Here is a 20,622-nt window from a genome sequence, read left to right as displayed (position 1 = left end):
AACTACCTAAAAGTCATTTCTGCCGGGGAGAAGAAAGGTCACCCGGGCAAGGTCGCTGTTAGCCATGGCCATGCCGAGCGGCGCCTTACCATGAGTACTCCATTCGCCCGAACGGTTAAAAGTGCTCTGTGCCACGTCCTTCTTGTTCCTGATCAGAAAGAGAATCCCGTTCCACATGGGCTCGAAATCGGCCCGCGCCATCCGCTTCAGCCCCGCCGCCGGGTCGCCCAGCAGCACCTCCCGCTCACTCATCCCCTTGACCACCACAAAATGACGATAACCGTTGTGGTTTATGAGCACAATTGCGGGAACCCCGATGGAGCCCAGCTTGTCAAGAGAGGTCCGGAAACCGTCGGCCCGATACCCCCTCGCAATGAGGTAGTTTTTGATGTCGAGGAGCGAGAACCCTTCGCGCCTGATTTTTTCCTGATTCCCCTTGTCGAACATATCCTTGAAGACGTCCTGCTCGGAAACCTTGTCCTCGTAATGATATGCCAGAAGCGTTGCCAGGGCCGCCGAACCGCAGCTGAAATCATATTGCTGCTTGATAACGGTCCGGAAGCGGAGCTCCTTCACGCTCTTCACCTTCACTGACAAAGTGCCCCCCGTCGCCGCCGGGACGGTTACAGACCCGGCCAGCGACAGGGACGGCGTAATAGCAAGAAGGAGACAGGCGAAAATAATGCGGTTCATGGTCAGTCCACGTAGAGGTTAAGATTTATAGAGTTGTTGATAATCACGTGGTTGCCGGAATTCTGGATCACGGGGGCGATCCCGTTGACGTTGGTGAACGCACCGGCGGCTATCATGTTGTAGCCGGTAGTAGTTGGGCCCACTATGCTATTGCCCGGCATTGATGCGTTCTGGCGTGTGCTGCTTTCCAGCACGGTAACCGTATCGACCTGAATGTCCTGTCCTTGTCCTCCAGTGAGTTCATGGAGTTCCCCTCCCGTGAGGGGTTCGCCACACCCTGAACCGTCAACCGCGTCGACCTGATCGGCCGGCGCGGAAGAGATCACCTCCGCCTGCGCCCCGCCGGCCAGAAAAAGACCTATCGAGAGTGCTACTCCGACAACCGTGAGGTCGATGAATTGTCGCATGAACTGCTCCTTGTCGGGTTACCCGTGACTCCAGGGAAGGCCCGCACGACAAATGCCGGCGACGGTAAGAAGCCGCCGCCGGCGCTTAACCGCACCTACTTGGTAACGTTGACGTTGCCCTGAACGTTAACCGACTGCTGGATGGAAGACATGGCGCCGGTGTTTTGCGTGACGTTCGTGATGCCGTTCACGTTGTTGAAAGCGCTGCTGTCGACCCTGTTGGCGCCTGACGCATAGGTTCCAGTCGGCGGACCGGCGTTGATGGTTCCGCTAACCGTTGCATCAAGGGAGCTGTTTGCGACTGCCACACTGATGTCACCAATTGTAACGTCAACGCTGTCGTCGGTGTTAAAGGAATCATTGATACTGTTGTCGACGGACGCACCATTGTTGGCCGCGATGCTGCCGTTATCGGCATTGGCTTGGCTGTTGTCGTTGTTGTTGTTGGAGTCGACGTTGGCGGTGACCGTCGAGTTGTCGTTAGCTGCTATTCCTTTGTTGTCTGCAGAGACGTTTACGCTGTTATCAGAGTTGTCGGTATTGTTGGAGTCGGTGGTCGTGTTGTTGGTGATCGATGCACTCCCGCCGCTTGCTGCGACGCTGCCACCGGTCGCGGATACGTCATCATCGCTCAGATCATTGCCGTTCAGCGAGTCGGCAATGTCGACGGTAACGTTGGTGCTGTTATCGCTGTTGTCGGTGGTGCTGTTATCAATGGTTGAACCTTCGCTAGCGGCCGCGCTGCCGTCGGAAGCAGCATTGCTGTCGCTACTCAGGTCGTTGTTGTTGCCGGAATCGGCTACATCGACGTTGGTGCTACTGTCGCTGTTATTAACCGTTGAATTGGCGCCGTTATTAGCCGAGGCGCCGGCAGCTCCGGAGCTTGCGTTGGTCTGTGTTGAGTTGTCGCTGTTATCGCTATTATTGCTGCTGTCGTTGGCGGAGTCAGCAACGTTAGTGCTGTTGTTGCTGTTGTCGTTGGCGGAATCAGCTACATTGGTGCTGTTATCACTGTTGTCGCTGTTGTTGCTGCTGTCATTAGCGGAATCTGCTACGTTAGTGCTGCTATTGCTGCTGTCATTGGCAGAATCTGCTACGTTAGTGCTGTTGTTGCTGCTGTCATTGGCTGAATCAGCTACGTTAGTGCTGTTATCGCTGCTGTCGTTTGCAACGTTGTCCTGGTTGCCAAAATCGGACTGGGTGTTACTGTTGTCGCTGTTGTTGTTGGCAACGTTGTCCTGGTTGCTGAAGTCCGACTGGGTGTTGCTATTGTCGGACTTGTCGTTGGCAATATCCGAGGTCGAATTGCCATTCAACGTGTCATTCACGCCAACCGACGTGGAGCCCTCGTTGGCTGAAACTCCCTCGGTGGCGGCTGTCGACTGAGCCGTAGCCGTCTGGCTTTGTGCCGAGTCGGTTGCTGTGTTGGTCGGGTTCGCCATGACCTGTGATGCGAGTCCGAATGTGAGGGCAAAAGCAAACAACACCACCAAGCGCTTCTTCGACGTACTCATAACATACCTCCTGTAGAAGTTATTGTGGCAAGGCTGTATGCCGTGCCCTTCCACCCATAGTGCAAGAGGTATGCAATATTGATTAAATTTTTGTAACGCTAAATAATTCCAGCTAGTTACAACTGGTCATCTTTGGCATAACGAGTTCATAAGTTAGAATTTTTTCAGCACTATGTACAACGATTGCGACATGATTAGTTGCCTTGAGCGACTTGACAAACAAAACCAATTGTTTTTATTAAATAATCTCCATTTTAACCTGAAATGCCCCGAATCCTGAAAAGTGTATAAATCATAAGACATGGCTAACCGTAAAGATGGTGGTGAGTGTACTGGTCTATCCCCTGGATGATGTCGTATTAATGGATTGTGAGGTTATTGTCCAATAAGTAAGACAATCCACATTTATGGAATATACCGAAGAAAAATTTTTTCAACGCTAGATAAGGGGTATCCGAGTTTCTGAATGAAGCCCACGCCAAGCGCCGAAAGAAGTAGGAGTGAACGAAAAAAAGAGCCCGCAATCGCGAGCTCTTTCAACCACATACGCGTTGGAGAATGGCGTCAGTAGGCTTGCTTGTCCCCCAGAACATCCGCTTCGGTGACGGGCGCCCTGAAGACCCTGTAGACCCATATCTTGTAGGCAATGACGATCGGCACGAAGATAAACGCCACAACGGTCATGATCTTCAGGGTATAGGGGCTCGATGACGAGTTGAAGATGGTCAGGCTGTAGGCCGGGTCGAGGCTCGACGGGATCAGGTTCGGGAAGAGCCCGATGACGCCGGTCGCCACCACCGTGAGCACCGTCACGCAGGACGAGGCAAAGGCAGTGAGCGTGGCGCCCTTGGCCGAGAAAAGCCGGATCCCCACAAGGGCGATAACGGCCATGAGCGGTACAACAAAGAGGAGAGGATGTGCCAGATAGTTGTCGAAGAGCTTTGTAGCGAACTTCGTGTAGGCCAGGAATGCCACCGCTCCCACCAGCAGCGCCGGCCAGGTCTTGTCGGCAATCCCCTTGGCCCGGGTGCTCAGGTCGCCCACGGTTTTCACCGACAGCCAGAGGGCGCCGTGCACCGTGAAGAGAAGCACGAAGAGGACCCCGGTCAGGAGCCCGTAGGGGTTGAGGAGTGAAAGAAAGGACCCTTGGTAGCCGGCGGCGTCCATGGGGAGCCCTTTGAAGATATTGCCGAAGGCGACCCCGAAGAGGAGCGCCGGCAGGAAGCTCGACACCTGAATCGCCACGTCCCATGCCTTTTTCCATCCTTCGCCCTCGAGCTTGCCGCGAAACTCGAAAGATACCCCCCGAACGATCAGGGAAAAGAGAAGGAGCAGCAGCGCCGTGTAGAGATAGCTGAACATGAGCGCGTAGGTGGTGGGAAACGCCGCGAAGGTGGCACCGCCGGCGGTGATGAGCCAGACTTCGTTGCCGTCCCACACCGGCCCGATGGTATTGATGAGAACACGCTTCTCGCCGTCGGTGCGGGCCAGTATATTGTGGAGGATTCCGGTGCCGAAGACGAAACCATCGAGCATGAAGTAGACAGCCCAGAGAACTCCCCAGAGCACAAACCAGGTAATCTGCAGTTCCATGTTACGCCCCCCTTACCGTTGTTGGTTTGATAATTCCGGAAAGATCGTCGTCAGGCCCTTTGCGGGCGTACTTGGCCAGAAGATAGATGTCTATGGCGCCCAACAGGCTGTAGATAAGCGTGAAGCCCACCAGAGAACCGATAACCTGGGGCGATGTAACCGCCTTGGAGACCCCTTCGGAGGTTTTCAGCACCCCATAGACGATCCAGGGCTGCCGTCCCAGTTCGGCCACGATCCAGCCGAGCTGCGCTGCAATGTACGGCAGTGGCAGGGCAAAGAGCATAATCCGAAGGAAGAGGGTTTGTTTCTCGAAGTTCTTCATCCGGGAGAGGACTGTTCCGACCAGAGCCGCCAGGGTCATGAATGTCCCCATCCCGACCATGAGCCGGAAACTCCAGAAGGTGGGCTGCACCGGCGGCCGTAGCTCCTTCGGAAAGTCCTTGAGGCCCTTGATTTCGGCATTGGGGTCATGGAATGCAAGCATGCTCACCATGTTAGGGATACATAAACGCTCAACGGCGTTGCACTCGTTTTTCGGGTCGGGAAGGAGAAAGAGGTTCATGCCGACCCCCTTCTGGGTCTCCCATACCGATTCCATGGCCGCGAACTTGGTAGGTTGGGTCTTGGCAATCTCCACCGCATGGAAGTCGCCCGAAAGGAAAACGAGTATCGCGGCGACCAGACCGAAGGTGGCCCCCATCCTGAACGAGCGGACGAAGAAGTCCGGCTGGTTCTTGCGGAGCAGGTGCCACGCCGAAATTCCCATCACAAAGAAGGCGGCGACCATGTAGCCGGAGCTGACCGTATGGACAAACTTGATGATGCCGTAGGGGTTGGTGATGACGGCCATGAAGTCGACCATTTCGGCACGACCATTTCGGAGAACATAACCCACCGGCTTCTGCATCCAGCCGTTGGCCAGGAGGATCCAGAGGGCCGACAGGTTGGTGGCGATGGCCACGAGCCAGATGCTGACAGCGTGGGTAGCCTTCGACACTTTGTTCCAGCCGAAGATCCAGACGCCGATGAAGACCGACTCCAGGAAGAAGGCCACTGTTGCCTCAATGGCCAGCGGCGCGCCGAAGATGTCCCCCACGTACCGGGAGTACTCGGCCCAGTTCATGCCGAACTGGAACTCCTGGGTAATGCCGGTGACGACCCCCAGGGCAAAGTTGATCAGGAACAACTTCCCCCAGAACTTGGTCATTTTCAGGTAGGTCTCATCCCCCGTGCGGACATATCTGGTTTCCATGTACGCAGTGAGGATGGAGAGACCCAGGGTGAGCGGTACGAAGATGAAATGGAACATGGTTGTTGCCGCGAACTGCAGCCTGCTCAGGGTTAACACGTCCATCCGTCCTTACCTCCTTGTAGAGTGATATGTGTGTATCGGTAGCCTCTGACGGCTGATAACCACGAACTGTTTTGTATAGGCAAACAATAATTCCCTCAAACTATACCATATCGGACTAAATTTATCCTTTATACGGACAAAAAAATTTTGCGCTACTTCTGGCGCGCGGCAAGCTCCTCGATGGTTACGCCGTCGAGAACCTCCACAACCCGCTGCTGTACTTCCCTCCAGACCGGATGGACGCCGCAGGTGCTGTCACGTTCGCATGTTCCTGAACCAATCAGGCAGCGGTTTGGCATGATGGGCCCCTCCACTGCCTCCACCACTTCGCGCAGGGTAATCCGTGAGGCGGGACGACCCAGCATGAATCCGCCGCCTGCTCCTCGGAATGAATTGACGATCCCGATCTTTGCGAAACTCTGAAGTATTTTGGCAAGGAACGTCTGAGGGACATCTACTGCCTCGGCAATCTCGCTAATGAGAGCCACCTGCCCCGGCGGTAACTGGGCCAGGTAGACAATTCCTCTTATTGCGTATTCGCCTTTACGGGTTAGCTCCATCATAATTAATACCTATAAGACCATTTTTGTCCTTTTATACCTGACGATTATTGTGCTGTCAAGTTTTTTTCTGCATAGTTTCGGCTCTGATTAATGCGAATCCGCCAGAACGGCTATTCCTGCTCGCCCCCGTATTCCCGCTTCATATATTCTTTCCATTCGCCAAAGACGCCGTCAAGGTCAAGGCTCAGGTCGGAAAGTCCCTTGATAAATGCCTGGTCAATCGCCAGTCCCTCACCAAGATTCACGAGAATTGACCGTACCCGATGCCACCCGTACGTTAAAACCATGAAGTTTACCACCGCATAGCTCTGCTCATAGGCGAGACGAACCTCACGGTTTCCCAACCCGGTGAACCCTGCTTCAAGCCTCCTCAAGGCAAGAAACTCTCCCCTCTTAGCCGCTTTCCCCAGTTCCGCCAGCGGCGTGTTGGACTCCAGCCTTCCCTGCAGTTCCGCAATTCCTTCGTTGAGCCAGACAGGGCAGTTCCCCTTGGTCAGCTCACGTACCACGGCATGGGTGTATTCGTGGCGTAGCGTCGCCCGCAACTCCGGCGTAATATCGGTAAGTCCACCGATGGGAAGGCGGATCTTGCCGTCATAGAGTCCCCCCGACCAGTCGGGCGAGCGGGTTACCTCCCGATAATCGCGTTTCGTATAGAGGATGACCGGCACCCGCGCCTCGGGGAAGTGCCCCAAATCGGTACCAACGCTGTTGTAGGCGCTTTCCAGAACATCGAGAATCGACAGAGCAATGCCGGTCTGCACCTCTCCGGTATCGTAGGAAACGATGAAGCGGGAGCTGTGTCCACGCTCCATGCGAGCCTCAACGGCCTGCTCACGTCGCATCTTCTCAAGAAGCCCCCCGAAGAAGGCATCGGATGGCGCCAGAGCGGCAGCCTTTTCCCAGTACCCCAGGGCCTCGTCCGTTTCTCCAGCATCGTAGTGCAGGCGCCCAAGAAAATACAGACCCTCAGCCGTGTCTCCACCCAAGTCGCGGGCCTTCAGAAGCTCATACCGCGCCAGGGGAAAATTTTTTGCCAGAGTAAAGGCAATACCCCTCAGGAGATGATACCGGGGAGCATCGGGGAAAAGCATCAGGGCCTTCTCGAACTGCACAGCGGCTTCGGGGTAGGATTTTTTGTCGAGGAGCTTCTGGCCCTGAAGGGTATAGGCGGTGGCAAGATTACCCTTCAGGGTCTGATCTGAAGAATAGAGACCGTAGGCCGTTTCCAGCTGCTCGATGGCCTTCTCGATTTCGCCCTTTTCAAGGAGATTGACACCGTAGTTGTTGTGAAGAAGAGGATCAGCGGCGCTGGAAACCGGTGGGATTGAAGAGTCTGCGGCCCAAAGGAGGCTGATAAAAAAAACTGTGTGTGCGGCGGATCGTTTCATGGTGATCTATTTTGTCCTCATGCCCACCGAGGCTGAGTTCAGTCGGCCCTCAAACCCACAACCTGGGGGCCACGAAAAAAGCCGGGAGCTACCCGGCTTCGTTCAATCCTTCAAAAAACTGCGCACCCGGCCGGCTATTCCCGGGGCATCAAGACCATGCAGAGCCCTTAGTTCGTGCTGTTCGCCCTGCTCCACGTACCGGTCCGGATACCCCAGACGGAGAACCTTTACCCTTTCTATCCCCTCTTCTTCGAGGAGTTCCAGCACCGCCGTACCGAAGCCACTTTGGACAACATTCTCCTCAACGGTGACGAGAATTCCGGTCGTGCGGGCGAGTGAAAGTATCAGGTCACGGTCGAGGGGCTTCACGAAGCGGGCGTTCACAACGGTCAGGTCGATTCCCTCGGCCGCCAGGGTTTCAGCCGCATCCCGGGCCGGGTAGACCGTGGATCCGATGGCAAGAATGGTGCCGGTCTTCCCCTCCCTCAGAATCTCTCCCTTCCCGATCGGCAAGACCCGGAAGGTCTGGTCGAGGGAGATCCCGTAGCCGTTGCCCCGCGGATAGCGGACCGCCGCCGGTCCCTCATGCTCCAGGGCGGTCATGAGCATGTGCTGGAGCTCGTTCTCGTCCTTGGGGGCCATGAGGATCATGTTGGGGAGATGCCGCAGGAACGCAAGATCGAAGAGGCCGTGGTGAGTCGGTCCGTCGCTCCCCACCACGCCGGCCCGGTCGATAGCGAAGGTGACGGGAAGATTCTGGAGGCAAACATCGTGGAAGATCTGGTCGTAGGCCCGCTGAAGGAATGATGAGTAGACGGCGAAAACCGGCCGATATCCCTCCGCGGCAAGACCTGCCGCAAAGGTGACGCCGTGCTGCTCGGCAATCCCCACGTCGAAAAAGCGTTCCGGGTAGGCGGCGGCGAAGGCGGTAAGCCCGGTGCCGTCGGGCATTGCGGCAGTGAGGGCAAGAACCCGCTCGTCCTCGGCAGCAATTTTATTTATTGCTTCGCCGAAAACGCCGGTGTAGGAGGCTGCCCCCCCTTTCCCTTTAAGTACCTTGCCCGTTTCAATATCGAAGGGTCCGACGCCGTGGAAAAGGGCCGGCTTTTCTTCTGCGGGGCGATACCCCTTCCCCTTCTTGGTCAGGACATGGATCAGGACCGCGTCGTCAAAGCGGCGGACCTTTTCGAAGGTTTCCATGAGCCGGTCGATGTCGTGGCCGTCGATGGGGCCGATGTACTCGAAGCCGAAGGCCTCGAAGAGCATTCCGGGGGTAAAGAGCCCCTTGAGGGACTCCTCGGCCCGTTTGGCCACCTTCAGGACCCCGCGGCCGATCCGGTCGAGTCCACCGAGGAAACCCTCCAGGTCCTTCTTCATGGTGTGGACGAATTCGCTGGTGACGGTCCGGTTCAGGAAGTTCGACAGGGCGCCCACATTTTCGGCAATGGACATCTCGTTGTCGTTCAGGACCACGATTAGGTCCTTGTTCAGGTGCCCCGCGTGGTTGAGCCCCTCGTAGGCGATACCGCCGGTCATGGAGCCGTCGCCGATGACGGCAACCACCTTGTTCCTCTCCCCCCGAAGGTCCCGGGCAGCGGCAAAGCCGAGGGCAGCCGAAATGGATGTGGAGGTATGTCCCGTGTCGAAGGCGTCGTGGGGGGACTCGCACCGCTTAGGAAAACCGCTGATTCCCCCGAGGGTGCGAAGCGTTGCGAACCGGTCGCGCCGGCCCGTAATCAGCTTGTGGGCGTATGACTGGTGCCCCACGTCCCAGATGATCCTGTCCGTGGGGGATTCAAATACCCGGTGGAGCGTCAGGGTCAGCTCGACCACGCCGAGGCTCGGAGCCAGGTGGCCCCCGTTCCTGGCGCAGACGGCAATGATCTGCTCCCGGAGCTCGCCGGCAAGTTGCACAAGCTCTCGAGGAGATAGCACCCTCAGGTCACGGGGGGACTCGATGCTGTCGAGTATGGATGTCATCAGGATTTCCGGGATACGATGTAGCGGGCGACCTCCCGCAACGGTTCGGCCATCTCGCCAAAGGGGGCGAGGGATTCAAGGGCCATGTCCACCAGCTCCTGGGCCCGGCGCTTCGAGTCTGCGAGCCCCATGACCGCGGGATAGGTGGCCTTGCCGCGGGCCTGGTCGCTGCCGGCGTCCTTGCCGATCTGCTCGGTGGTCCCCTCGATATCGAGGATGTCGTCGGCGATCTGGAACGCAAGGCCGATGGCCTCGCCGTACCGTGTTATAGCAACAAGGGCCTCGCCGTCGGCGCCGCCGAGTATGGCGCCCGCCTTGACCGACGCCTTCATGAGGGCGCCGGTTTTGTGGGTGTGGATGTACTGCACCGTGGCCAGGTCTATATCCCGCTTCCCCTCGCTCTCCATGTCAACCACCTGGCCGCCGACCATCCCCCGCGAACCGGCGCAGAGACCGATTTCGTGGATTACCGGGAGAAGTCGCGCCGGTCCCACCGTGGCCGCATAATCGGGGTTGCTCATGAGGATGAACGCCTCAGTGAGGAGCGCGTCGCCGGCAAGGATGGCGATTGCCTCTCCGAAGACCTTGTGGTTGGTGGGGCGACCGCGCCGGAAGTCGTCGTCATCCATGGCCGGCAGGTCATCGTGGATGAGGGAATAGGTGTGGATCATCTCCATGGCGCATGCCGCAGGAAGTGCAAGATCGGGCGTCCCTCCCACTGCCTCGCAGGCGGCGAGCATCAGGACCGGCCGGACCCGTTTTCCCCCCGCGAAGACCGAATAGCGCATGGCGCGGTGGATGGAATAGGGAAGGTCGCCCTCACCGGGAAGATAGCGACTGAGGGCTTCATCGACCAAGGCGCAGCGTTCTTTTAGATAGCTTTTCAGGTCCATGAAAACTCGCTTTACGTGAAATTGAATAAGGGACACGGGAGAACAGCCCCTATTACCCTAGTGGCCGTCGTTCTCATAACGGAACTCTTCCTTCGCGAAACTGCCGTCCTTCTTCTTGAGCAGGATTTCCACCTTCTTTTCCGCCTCGTCCAGCTTCTTCGTGCAGAAGGCAGCCATCTTGACCCCTTCCTCGAAGGACTTCAGGGACTCCTCGAGGGTCAACTCCCCGCTCTCCAGCCTGTTCACCACCTCTTCAAGCTTTTTGAGTGCAGTCTCGAACTTTTCAACGGCCATGGGAATCCTTCCTCGCAAAAATGAAGGGTTCATTATACCGATTAGACATAGTGAGTCAAGGAGTTGCGGTAAACGCAGCGGCAAAGCGATGCCAGTCGAACCGGGTGAAGTCAATGAGGATGGCTGTCGGGATGAAGGTGTCGAGTTCGCGGAATTCCCGCCCCAAAAGCTTTCGTGAGAAGTGTCGAAAGAGCCGTACCTCCTCCTGGAAAATCCTTGTGAAGTCTTCCCTGATCCCCGCGTCGGCAAGGGGGTCGTCGCCGACATAGTTAAGGGTGCACCACTCGTCGTGGTGTACCTCGCCCGTCAAGTCCACAAGGGGAAGACCATGGAGCCGGCAGGTCATGGGACGGTAGTCATAAACGAGACACCTGCTGTCCGACCCCAGGAGCGGACAGGGAGTTTCGTCATCCTCGGGCATGAAGAGTTCCCACTCCTCTTCTGGATGGTCGTTGAGGATATAGGGATTATCGAACTGGGGCCAGAGCCGCCGCAGCCCCGCAAGGCGCTCCCGGCACCGAACGAGCACCCGCTCCCGCGTCTCGCCATCGAGGCGGTCGAAGCCCTGCTTGAGAAGCGCCGCATCGAGGAGCGTGATGTCAAAGAGTCCCCTGCAGCACTCGGCACATCCTGCGGCACAGCGGATGCGTTCTCCAGACTGTGTAATGCAGCGGCTGAACCACTGGTCCACGTCGGACAGCAGGCCCCGGTATTCCCCGAGAATTGTGTTCATGTGCCCCCAAAAAAAAGAAGGCGGGAAATTCCCGCCCTCTCTGCTCCATGCTCAATCGTTATCAGGCGACAAGCTGAGACTTGGTGAATATGCTCCTCAGCCAGACTCCTTCAGCCTCGATGTTTTCGCGCCCCCCCTCTTCCCGGTCCACGAGGGCAACAATGCCGAGCACAACCAGTCCTTCCTCCTCGGCACGGCGCACCGCCTTCATGGAGGAGCCGCCGGTGGTGACCACGTCCTCGACTATGACGACCCTCGACCCTGGCGGAAGGTTTTTGCGCCCTTCGAGCCACTGGCCGGTGCCGTGCCCCTTGGGCTCCTTGCGGATAATGAAGGCATGCATGGGACGACCATCAAGGTACGCCGCGATGGAGGTGGCAGTGGCGATGGGATCGGCTCCCAGGGTGATCCCCCCTACCCCATGAACCCCTTCCACGTCCCGTATCGCTTCGTAGAAGAGCTTGCCGACCAGGAGCCCTCCCTCGGCGTGGAGGGTGGTCTGCTTGCCGTCGAAATAGAAGTCGCTCTCTCTGCCAGAGGCGAGGGTCACCTTCCGTTTTTCGTAAGAAAGTTCGAGGATAATCTGTTTCAAGCGCTCCCGGTCAGTCATGGTCGAATCTGCTCCTTTCAGAAGAGGTCCAGCTGGGGTGCCGCCAGCGTGGGAAACGTAATGGGATAATTGCCGGAGAAGCACGCCTTGCAGTAGGGGGTTTTACTTGCCCCCACGGCCTGCAGCAGCCCCTCCTCCGACAGGTAGCCGAGGGAATCGGCGGTGATATAGCGGCGGATCTCCTCGATGGTGTGGGACGAGGAGATGAGCTCCTTGCGGGTGGGGGTATCGATGCCGTAGTAGCAGGGATAACTGGTGGGGGGTGAGGAGATCCGTACATGAACCTCCTTGGCGCCGGCGTTTCGGACCATCTTGACGATCTTGCGGGAGGTGGTCCCCCGGACGATGGAGTCGTCGATGACCACGACCCGTTTCCCCTCCAGAAGCTCGCGCACCGGGTTGAGCTTGATCTTGACCCCGAAGTGGCGGATAGACTGCTGGGGTTCGATGAAGGTTCGGCCGATGTAGTGGTTGCGGATGAGCCCCAGCTCGAAGGGAAGCCCAGCCTCCTGGGCGTAGCCTATCGCCGCCGGCACCCCCGAATCGGGGACAGGGATCACGATATCGGCATCAACCTGGTGCTCCCGGGCGAGCTGCCGACCGAAATCCTTACGGACCATATAGACGTTTTTGCCGAAGATGTAGGAATCGGGGCGGGCGAAGTAGACAAACTCAAAGATGCAAGGAGCTGCATCGTCCTTCTTGAGGGGGAAATGGGAGGTGACGCCATCCTTGGTGATGACGACAACCTCTCCCGGCTCGATTTCCCGGATGAATTCAGCCTCGATCAGGTCAAGGGCGCAGCTTTCGGAGGCAACCACCCAGCCGTCACCCAGCTTGCCGAGGCAGAGGGGGCGGAACCCCTGGGGGTCGCGGGCAGCCACCATGCGGGTTTCGGTCAGGAAGAGGAGGCAGTAGGCACCTTTGAGGCGGCCGAGGGCCTCGGCAATCCGGTCCTCCAGGGAGTTCTGCTTGGAGGTGGCCAGGAGGTGAAGGATCACCTCGGTGTCCATGGTGGTCTGGAAGATGGAGCCCCACGCTTCCAACTCGTCCTTGACCATCTGGGCGTTAACCAGGTTGCCGTTGTGGGCCACGGCGATGGAGCCCCGGGAATAGTCGACCTTGATGGGCTGAACGTTCTTGGTGACCGAGTCCCCGGTTGTCGAGTAGCGGACGTGACCGATGGCCGCCTCGCCCGGGAGATTGCGGAAAATCTCCTGGTCGCCGAAGACATCGGCCACCAGACCCATGCTCCGGTGAACATGGAGGCTTCGTCCGTCCGAGGAAACGATGCCGCAGGCTTCCTGTCCCCGGTGCTGGAGGGCGTAGAGGCCGAGGTAGGTCAGGTTTGCCGCCTCGGGATGACCGTAAATACCAAAAATTCCGCACTCTTCCGTAGGTCTGTAAAGCTTCATTCCGTCTCCATGCACGAACCAAGCGGCTACACGAAGGCAGCCGCCCGGTTTCAGCGGTTTTACAGCAGATTCATTCTGACATACTCGGCAGCGTTCTTGAAAAGGGCAAGGCCGTCCCCTTCCTCGGGAAGCTCTTCGCGGGTCCAGCGGGGGTGATGAGTCCGATGGACGAAGGCCTCTGGATGGGGCATCATCCCCATGAGGCGGCCGGTCTCGTTGCAGAGGGCGGCAATGGCGTTCACTGACCCGTTGGGGTTCAGGGGAAATTCCATGACCGGCTGACCATAGGCGGCGTCGGAGTACTTGAAGACCGCCAGATGCTTCGCCTCGATGGCCGCAAGGGTAGCCGGACCGTCGACCACGAATTTCCCTTCGCCGTGACGCATCGGAAGGTAGAGCCCCTTCTTCACCCCCTTCGTGTAGACCGACGGAGACGCGGGATCCACCTTGAGATAGACCCAGCGGTCCTGGAACCGGCCGCAATCGTTGAAGGTCAGCGTGGCGGTCTGCTTGAGATAGGAGCCGTCCAACGCCGGCAGAAGCCCCATCTTCACCATGAGCTGGAAGCCGTTGCAGACCCCGAGAATCAGCTTGCCCGCGTCGATGAAGCGGGTGAACTGGTCGATGAGGTGCTCGGCCAGGTCGTCCACCTTCGCGTACCGGAGCCGGTTCGCCTGGGCCTTGGCGCTCCCCAGGTCGTCGCCGTCGAGGAATCCGCCGGTGAGGTTGATGAAGTGGAAATCGTCCAGCCGGACATCCCCCGATAGAAGGTCCGAGATGTGGGCAATGACCGCCTCGTCGAAGCCGCCGAGCCTGCAGGCGTGGGCCGCCTCCACCTCGCAGTTGGTACCGTTGCCGGTTATTACTATCGCTCGTGCTTTTGCCATGTTACAGCTCCCTCAGCGGGCTCTGCCACGCCTCTTTCAGTTCGTCGATTCCCGCCTTGACCACCGTTTCTCCGGAAATGCCCGTGACGGTAACTATCCCCTCCTCCGTCACCACGCCGATGGACGAGAAGCAGTTCCCCGCCATGGCTGCCTCGAAGGCCTCCCGGTTCCCGGGCCGTACCGTCACCAGGTGCCGCGATGCTGACTCGGAAAAGAGGAGGACCGCATCGTTCCGCGTGGCGTCGTCACCCGTCCAGAGGACACGGCCCAGATCCACGGAGATGCCGCAGCCGCCGGCAAAGGCCTTCTCGGCCACGGCCACGGCGAGGCCGCCATCGGAAAGGTCGTGACATGAGGCCACAAGCCCGTCGGTGATGGCCTGATGGAGGGCCTTGTACCGCTTGAGAGCCTTCTCGGGATTCACCGTCGGGACAGAGTTGCCGATGGCGCCCCGCAGGGCCAGGTATTCGGAGCCACCAAGCTCGTTGCCGGTCTTGCCCAGCAGATAGACGATGTCGCCGGGGCGCTTGGCGTCCATGGTGACGCTCTTGCGGGCGTCCTCGATCTTGCCGATGACCGAGAAGAGGATGGTCGGCGGGATGGAGATCTTGGTGGCGCCGTCGTAGAAGTCGTTCTTCATGGAATCCTTGCCGGAGATGAGCGGCAGGTTGTAGGCAAGGCAGACGTCGTAGAGTGCCTGATTCGACCGGACCAGCTGGGCCATCTTGTATTCGCCGTCGGGGGTCTTCTCCGACTTCACCGGGTCGCACCAGCAGAAGTTGTCGAGCCCCGCCACGAGATCCAGGGAGCCCCCCACGGCCACGTAGTTGCGCAGGGCCTCGTCGATGGCGTTGGCGGTCATGTGGTAGGTATCGATGTCAGAGTACCGAGGGCAGATGCCGTGGGCAACCACGACACCCTCGAAGGAGTCGAGGATCGGACGGACCACCGCGGCGTCGGAGGGGCCATCGTTGGCTACGCCGGTGAAGGGCTTCACGACGCTTCCTCCCTGGACCTCGTGGTCGTAGCGGCGGACCACCGACTCCTTGGAGCAGATGTTAAGAGCGCCGAGAAGCTGCTTCAGGTCGGCGGTGTGATCACCCTTCGCCTCGACAGACGGCTCCTCATGGCGCGGTGGCACCCACTTTGCCGGAAGCTGCATGGGTGGAAGCCCCTCGTGCATGAACTCCATGGGAAGCCAGGCCACCGTGCGGTCACCGTAGAGGATATGGAAGTAGCCGCTGTCGGTGAATTCGCCGAGCACTGTCGCCTCGACGTTGAAGCGCTTGGCCATGGCCATGAACTCGTCGATATTCTCGGGCGGAACCGCAAGGCTCATCCGCTCCTGGGCCTCCGAAATAAGGATCTCCCACGGGTCGAGTCCCGGGTACTTGAGGGGAGCCTTTTCCAGATCCATCCGGCAGCCGCCGCATTCGCCCGACATCTCGCCGATGGACGACGAAAGGCCGCCGGCGCCGTTGTCGGTAATAAACCGGTAGAGTCCCTTGTCCCGGGCGCGGATCAGAAAATCGAACATCCGTTTCTGGGTGATGGGGTCGCCGATCTGCACCGCCGTGACCGGCGAGTTCTCGTTCAGCTCCTCGGAGGAGAAGGTGGCCCCGTGGATGCCGTCCTTGCCGATCCGGCCGCCGGTCATGACGATGAGGTCCCCCGGCTTGATGGACTTCTCGTGGCCCGGCTCGCCGTTCAGGGTGGCCGGCATGATCCCGGCCGTGCCGCAGAAAACCAAGGGTTTTCCGGCGAAGCGCTCGTCGAAGACGAGGGAGCCGTTGACCGTGGGGATGCCGCTCTTGTTGCCCCCGTGCTCGACCCCTTCCACAACCCCCTCGAAGATGCGGCGCGGATGGAGGAGCCGCGACGGCAGGGGCTTGTCGTAGAACGGATCGGCGAAGCAGAAGACGTCGGTGTTGAAGATGAGCTTCGAGCCCTTGCCGGTGCCGAAGGGGTCCCGGTTCACCCCGACGATGCCGGTGAGCGCCCCGCCGTAGGGGTCGAGGGCCGACGGGGAGTTGTGAGTCTCCACCTTAAAGACCAGGGACCAGTCGTCATTGAACTTTATGACCCCGGCGTTGTCCTTAAAGACCGAGAGGCAGAAATCCTTGTCGCCCAGCTTCTCCCGCACATCCTTGGTGGTACGCTGGATGAACGACTTGAAGAGGGATTTGATCTCCTGTCGGTTGCCGTGTTCATCCTCGTAGTGGACCGTGCCGGCGAATATCTTGTGCTTGCAGTGCTCCGACCAGGTCTGGGCCAGGCATTCCAGCTCCACGTCGGAGGGCTTCGTGCCGAGTCCCACCTTCAGGCGGTCCTCACGAACCCGCGGGTCCCGGTAGTGGGCCTGGATGATCTTCATCTCTTCGAGGGTCAGGGCAAGAACCCCGTCCTTGCTGATGCGCATCAACTCATCGTCGGAGACCTCCAGGTCAATCTCCCTGACCTGAATGTGCGTCTGGGACTGAACCTTGGGGACGTAGGCCGGCACTCCGCCTTGTGAAGCGAATTCAGCCGCATCGAGAACCACGAAGCGCTGGATGAGGGCGTTGCCGAGGAGGTCCCGGGCGATCCGCTCCACGTCAGTGCGGGAAAGTTTTCCGCTCAGAAGGTACTGGACCGAGGTGTAGACCCCCTCCCCTGCGCCCATGGGGCGGCCCATGATGTATTCGATCGCTTCCCGGCCGGTACGCCCCACGTTGTCGGTGACCCCGGGGCGGTAGCCCACCTCCACGAGGAAGTCGAAGCCGGCGGCCAGGGGGCGGTCGGTGCTCCAGACCTGGATGACCGGGTCGCAGAAAGGCTCCGAGGCAGCCTTCACCAGCTCATCCTCGGAAAGTTCCGCGTCCACGGTGTAGACGTCGATGGTCCGCACCGCATTCACGGGCAGATGGAGGAAGTGCTCGATCTCACGCTTGATCCGCTCGCCACGGGCGTCGCGGACACCTTCCCTGAGGGCAATCTCGATTCGTCTCGCCATTAGCTTTCCTTTTCCAAGAGAACGGTCCGTATCGGGTAGGGTATGGTGATGCCGTGTTCCCTGAACCGGTTGATGATCTGTTCGTTGATAAGGTCGGTAACGGCGAAGAGCCGCGTGTAGTCTTCGACCCAGAAGAAAAGCGACATACTGAGAGCGCTGTCGCCAAAAGAGACGAAAAAGGCCTCCGGAGCAGGATCACGCAGCACCTCGGGAACACCGAGGGCCGTATCCACCAGAATGCCCTTGACCTTCTCCACATCACTCTCGTAGCCAACTCCCACGTTCACCCTACCCTTTGCCCTCAAATCGGGAAAGGTCAGGTTGATCAGGGTCGTATTGCAGAGCTCGGAGTTGGGGATGACGAGAAGGGTGTTGTCGATGGTTTTAATCTTTGTGGTGCGAAGGCCGATGTCAGCCACGTCTCCCCACTGGCCAGTAGTGAGCTGGATTCGATCGCCGATTCGGAACGGCCGGTCAACCATGAGGGTAAAGCCGGAGATCATGTTGGCCAAGGTATCCTTTGCAGCCAGACCGATGGCTAGGGAGCCGATCCCCAGAGCCGTCACGACCGAGAGGATGTCGTAGTCGAAATGTCTGAGCGTCACCATCAGTGCGATGCCTACAAGGAAAATCGTAATGATCTTCTCAAGGGGCGGGATAATATGTCGGTCAATCCCGGCGCCGTGCCGCTCGGTAAGCTTTCCGCCGTACCATTCGAGGAGCTCCGCAATGATCCGCTCGACGATAATGGTCACGACGATGATGTTAAAAATATACACCGCCCCTGACGAAACCACATGGGCCTTATCGGGGAGCGGCAGAGACCTGACAGCGAAGTAGAGGCCCGCGAAAACAACCAGGATACAGGTAGGCGGCGTCACCCTCTGGATGATCCGGTCATCGAGGCCGGTGCGAGTAAAGGCGGTCAACCGGGGCACCCAGGTGGTGAGGAGATACCGGACAACCAGGGAAAGCCCCCAGAAGACCGTGAAGATGACGACGGCGACGAGGATCTCCTTCAGCCAGAAGAGAAGGAGATGGTCAGAGGCCTCGAGCCGAAGAAAATCGAGAATGCTATCCACCGAAGACCCTCGTGAAGATGGTTCCCACGTGCTTCAGGTGATAGTTGAGATCAAATGCTTCGCGAATCTCCTCTTCTGGGAGAAAACTGCGCACCTCGGTATCGGCCAGGAGCTCTTGCTGGAAATCCTTACCCTGCTCCCATACCTTCATGGCATTGCGCTGGACGAGTTCGTAGGCCTTCTCCCGCGAAGCGCCGGCAGTGGCAAGCTTCAGGAGAACACGCTGGGAGAAGATGAGCCCCCGCATGAGATTGAGGTTCTTCATCATGTTCTCGGGATAGACGACGAGGTTGTCGATGAGGCCGATGCAGCGGTTGAGCATGAAGTCCATGACGATGGTGGCATCGGGGCCGATGACCCGCTCCACCGACGAATGGGAGATGTCCCGCTCATGCCACAGCGGCACGTTCTCCATGGCCGACACCGCGTAGCCCCGCATGAGGCGAGCCAGACCGGTCAGGTTCTCCGAAAGGACGGGGTTGCGCTTGTGGGGCATGGCCGAAGAGCCCTTCTGCCCTTTGCTGAAGTATTCCTCGGCCTCCAGGACCTCGGTCCGCTGCAGGTGACGAATCTCAACCGCGAACTTCTCGATGGAACTGGCGATGATGGCGAGTGTGGAAAAGAACTCGGCGTGGCGGTCCCGCTGGATCACCTGGGTCGAGCAGGGGGCGGGCTTGAGGCCGGCTTTCTTGCAGACGTACTCTTCAACCTTCGGATCGATATTGGCGAAGGTGCCGACCGCCCCGGAGATCTTCCCGTAGGCGACTGTCTCGCGGGCAGCCTCCATGCGGCGCAGATTGCGGCGCATCTCGTCATACCAGAGCGCCATTTTAATGCCGAAGGTTACCGGCTCGGCATGGATGCCGTGGGAGCGCCCCATCATCGGTGTGTCCCTGTGCTCGAAGGCCCGGCGCTTGATCACCTCCATGAGGCGCTTGATGTCGTCAATGATGAGGTCAGATGCCTCGGCCAGGAGCATGGCAAAGGAGGTATCAAGAACGTCCGATGAGGTGAGGCCCAGGTGGACAAAGCGGGAGTCATCGCCGATGTAATCTGCCACTGAGGTGAGGAAGGCGATGACGTCGTGCTTGACGGTCCGCTCGATCTCGTCGATCCGTTCCACGTCGAAGTCGGCCTTGGACTTGATCCGTTCAACGGCCTCGTGGGGGATATTGCCCAGTTCGGCATGGGCCTCGCAGGCGAAGATTTCTATGTCGAGCCATTTCTGATAACGGTTGCGTGCTTCCCAGATGCGGGTCATTTCAGGACGGCTGTAACGTTCGATCACGGTGGCGTCTCCTTCGTCATTGCAGAAGTAACGGTGCCGGTATCGCAGGTAGCGTCCGGTCCCGAATTTTCGTTGTCAGAGGATCAGTGTTTCGCTCGGATGGTACTGGTCCCCGACGATGAGCCGGGGGGAGCAGGTGGTCTGGGCAGCCAGAAGGTTCACGGTAACTTCCCGGGCCACGTTCGGATCGTTGTTGACCTCCGACAGGTGGGCAAGGAATAGCCCTTCGAGACCGGGGTGAAGCACATCAGCGAGCAGAGCCGCGGAATCACCATTGGAAAGATGCCCATGGCGGGACTTGATCCGCTGCTTCAGGTGCCAGGGGTACGGTCCCCCCATCAGCATGTCTTCATCGTGGTTCGATTCGAGAATAAGAACTCGGCACCCCTTGAGCTTGTCCGCCACAAGCCGCGTCGCCGTGCCGAGGTCAGTGGCGACCCCGACCTTTCCGTCCCGGCTCTCGACGGTGAAGCCGACCGGATCGCAGGCGTCGTGGGTGATCGGAAAAGGGTCAATGAGGAGATCCCGAAAGCCGAAGGAATAGCCCGATTCGAACTCGATGACCGAGGAGTCACGGATTCCCTCGTGAACTGCCCGATGGGTTGGATAGCTGACGTAGACCGGCACTCTATACTTTCGGGCGAGAACGCCAACCCCTCTCACGTGGTCCACATGCTCGTGGCTTATGAAGAGCCCGTCCAGGTCCGCAGCATCTACGCCGATGACGGCAAGCCGGCGGACGATCTCTCGGGCTGAAAGGCCGGCATCGACAAGAATCCTGGTGCCGTCCATCTCGATGAACAGGGAATTTCCTTTGCTCCCGCTGGCGAGCAGGCACACTCTCACAAATCCTCCGTCCATCGGCTATGGAAACATCTCACTCAACCGTCCGGCAAACCAAATTTTATACCCGAAAGGAGGGTTATATTCAAG

The 20,622-nt window shown here is 58.8% G+C and carries 18 protein-coding genes; all 18 read right to left on the bottom strand.

What is annotated here, in order from left to right; genetic code table 11:
* Window positions 1-6 precede the first annotated feature (6 nt).
* Window positions 7-693: a C39 family peptidase gene (locus RCH91_RS11730; protein ID WP_306535134.1), complete on the bottom strand. Its 687-nt coding sequence runs from the start codon at window positions 691-693 to the stop codon at window positions 7-9.
* 2 nt (window positions 694-695) lie between these two features.
* Window positions 696-1,100, bottom strand: coding sequence for a hypothetical protein (locus tag RCH91_RS11725; protein WP_306535133.1), 405 nt, complete (start codon window positions 1,098-1,100; stop codon window positions 696-698).
* Window positions 1,101-1,195: 95 nt separating this feature from the next.
* Window positions 1,196-2,614: a hypothetical protein gene (locus RCH91_RS11720; protein WP_306535132.1), complete on the bottom strand. Its 1,419-nt coding sequence runs from the start codon at window positions 2,612-2,614 to the stop codon at window positions 1,196-1,198.
* Window positions 2,615-3,178: 564 nt separating this feature from the next.
* Window positions 3,179-4,207, bottom strand: coding sequence for a cytochrome d ubiquinol oxidase subunit II (cydB, locus tag RCH91_RS11715; protein WP_306535131.1), 1,029 nt, complete (start codon window positions 4,205-4,207; stop codon window positions 3,179-3,181).
* Window position 4,208: 1 nt separating this feature from the next.
* Window positions 4,209-5,561 (bottom strand): cytochrome ubiquinol oxidase subunit I, encoded by a 1,353-nt coding sequence (locus tag RCH91_RS11710; RefSeq protein WP_306535130.1) that lies wholly within the window; start codon window positions 5,559-5,561, stop codon window positions 4,209-4,211.
* Window positions 5,562-5,713: 152 nt separating this feature from the next.
* Window positions 5,714-6,124, bottom strand: coding sequence for an Rrf2 family transcriptional regulator (locus RCH91_RS11705; protein WP_306535129.1), 411 nt, complete (start codon window positions 6,122-6,124; stop codon window positions 5,714-5,716).
* A 110-nt stretch (window positions 6,125-6,234) separates the two neighbouring features.
* Complete coding sequence (locus RCH91_RS11700; protein ID WP_306535127.1) at window positions 6,235-7,515, bottom strand: peptidase MA family metallohydrolase; 1,281 nt, start codon at window positions 7,513-7,515, stop codon at window positions 6,235-6,237.
* A 102-nt stretch (window positions 7,516-7,617) separates the two neighbouring features.
* Entirely contained in the window at window positions 7,618-9,495 is a 1,878-nt protein-coding gene (gene dxs / locus RCH91_RS11695) for a 1-deoxy-D-xylulose-5-phosphate synthase (RefSeq protein WP_306535126.1), read from the bottom strand.
* Window positions 9,495-10,388, bottom strand: coding sequence for a polyprenyl synthetase family protein (locus tag RCH91_RS11690; protein ID WP_306535125.1), 894 nt, complete (start codon window positions 10,386-10,388; stop codon window positions 9,495-9,497). Before RCH91_RS11690 ends, dxs begins: the two co-directional genes overlap by 1 nt.
* A gap of 57 nt (window positions 10,389-10,445) precedes the next feature.
* Complete coding sequence (locus RCH91_RS11685) at window positions 10,446-10,682, bottom strand: exodeoxyribonuclease VII small subunit (RefSeq protein ID WP_306535124.1); 237 nt, start codon at window positions 10,680-10,682, stop codon at window positions 10,446-10,448.
* Between the two features lie 55 nt (window positions 10,683-10,737).
* Window positions 10,738-11,415 (bottom strand): YkgJ family cysteine cluster protein, encoded by a 678-nt coding sequence (locus RCH91_RS11680; protein WP_306535123.1) that lies wholly within the window; start codon window positions 11,413-11,415, stop codon window positions 10,738-10,740.
* A 61-nt stretch (window positions 11,416-11,476) separates the two neighbouring features.
* On the bottom strand, window positions 11,477-12,025 hold the full coding sequence (pyrE, locus tag RCH91_RS11675; protein ID WP_306535122.1) for an orotate phosphoribosyltransferase: 549 nt from the start codon (window positions 12,023-12,025) through the stop codon (window positions 11,477-11,479).
* A 17-nt stretch (window positions 12,026-12,042) separates the two neighbouring features.
* Entirely contained in the window at window positions 12,043-13,440 is a 1,398-nt protein-coding gene (gene purF / locus RCH91_RS11670; protein ID WP_306535121.1) for an amidophosphoribosyltransferase, read from the bottom strand.
* A gap of 59 nt (window positions 13,441-13,499) precedes the next feature.
* Entirely contained in the window at window positions 13,500-14,327 is an 828-nt protein-coding gene (locus RCH91_RS11665; RefSeq protein WP_306535120.1) for a phosphoribosylformylglycinamidine synthase subunit PurQ, read from the bottom strand.
* A gap of 1 nt (window position 14,328) precedes the next feature.
* Window positions 14,329-17,319 (bottom strand): phosphoribosylformylglycinamidine synthase subunit PurL, encoded by a 2,991-nt coding sequence (gene purL / locus RCH91_RS11660; protein WP_306535119.1) that lies wholly within the window; start codon window positions 17,317-17,319, stop codon window positions 14,329-14,331.
* Window positions 17,319-18,401: a mechanosensitive ion channel family protein gene (locus RCH91_RS11655; RefSeq protein WP_306535118.1), complete on the bottom strand. Its 1,083-nt coding sequence runs from the start codon at window positions 18,399-18,401 to the stop codon at window positions 17,319-17,321. The genes purL and RCH91_RS11655 overlap by 1 nt, the downstream gene beginning before the upstream one ends.
* A complete protein-coding gene (purB, locus tag RCH91_RS11650; protein WP_306535117.1) occupies window positions 18,394-19,689 on the bottom strand; it encodes an adenylosuccinate lyase in 1,296 nt (431 codons plus the stop codon). Before purB ends, RCH91_RS11655 begins: the two co-directional genes overlap by 8 nt.
* A gap of 75 nt (window positions 19,690-19,764) precedes the next feature.
* Window positions 19,765-20,535, bottom strand: coding sequence for an MBL fold metallo-hydrolase (locus tag RCH91_RS11645; protein WP_306535116.1), 771 nt, complete (start codon window positions 20,533-20,535; stop codon window positions 19,765-19,767).
* Between the last annotated feature and the right edge of the window lie 87 nt (window positions 20,536-20,622).

The sequence above is a fragment of the Geobacter sp. genome (assembly GCF_030834625.1).
Classification (GTDB): Bacteria; Desulfobacterota; Desulfuromonadia; order Geobacterales; family Geobacteraceae; genus Geobacter.
This window is presented reverse-complemented; position numbering and strand designations above follow the sequence as displayed.